At 73.2% G+C, this 1,021-nt stretch carries 1 protein-coding gene and 1 pseudogene; both read left to right on the plus strand.

Annotation, left to right across the window (positions count from 1 at the left end; all coding sequences use genetic code 11):
* Positions 1 to 298: cytochrome P450 (locus tag C3481_RS15990; protein ID WP_146053674.1), on the plus strand; the 298-nt coding region annotated here is incomplete at its 5' end.
* A gap of 138 nt (positions 299 to 436) precedes the next feature.
* Positions 437 to 1,021: pseudogene (locus C3481_RS15995) on the plus strand (hypothetical protein); the annotation flags it as partial.

Raw genomic sequence — 1,021 nt, forward strand, 5'->3', positions numbered from 1 at the left:
CGCGACCGTGCTCATCGCGTCCGCGATCGCCGACCGCGACCCGGCACGGTTCCCGGAGCCCGACCGGCTGGACATCACCCGGCGGGACAACGCCCACCTGGCCTTCGGGCACGGCATCCACTACTGCCTGGGCGCGCCGCTGGCCCGGCTGGAGGGCCAGGTCGCCATCGGAACGGTGCTGCGCCGCCTGCCGGACCTGGCCCTGGCCGTGCCGCCGGCGGAGCTCACCTGGCGCCCCGGCGGACTCCGCGGCCCGGCGCGGCTGCCCGTCACGTTCACCCCCGGCCGGCTGAGCTGAGCACCGCCGGTCGCTCCCGTCCACCATGGTCGCCCCGAGGCCGATGGCCCGGCTGGACGGCCCCATCGGCCTCATGCCCCGTGGCCGTCACGACCTACGGTGGACACGGGATCACCCGAAGCGACGGGAGAGGACCAGGTGGAGATCATCGCGTACGGCGTCCTCGCCGACGAGGAGCCCCTGCTGCGAGAGGCGTTCGACAAGGCCTTCGCCGACCGTCACGAGCTGCGGTGTCTGGGGCTCTTCCTGGACCGGGACACCGTGCCGACCGCGCTCGGCCACGAGGTGGTGATCAGCGGCGTCAACGACACCCTGGACGCCGAGGTGCTGCGTGCCCTGGCCGAGGGCGGCACCAGGATGATCGCTCAGCGGTCCACCGGGTACAACAACATCGACCTCGGCACCGCCCGGGAAATCGGCCTGTCGGTGGCCCGGGTCTCGTACTACTCGCCGTACTCGGTGGCCGAGTTCGCCTGGACCCTCGCGCTCGCGGTCGACCGCCGGATCGTCCGGGCCGTGCAGCGCACCCGGGGAGTTCGACTTCCGGCTCGACGGGCTCATGGGCCGGGACCTGCGTGGCCGCACGGCGGGGGTGGTGGGTACCGGGAAGATCGGGCACCGCGTTCGCGCGGATCGCCCACGGCTTCGGCATGCGGCTGCTCGGCTGGGACATCGCCGAGCATCCCGACTGCCTGCCCTCGGCATGGAGTACGTGCCACGGGA

Origin of the sequence: Microbacterium sp. Ru50 (assembly GCF_002920555.1) — a bacterium.
GTDB lineage: Bacteria > Actinomycetota > Actinomycetes > Actinomycetales > Microbacteriaceae > Microbacterium > Microbacterium arborescens.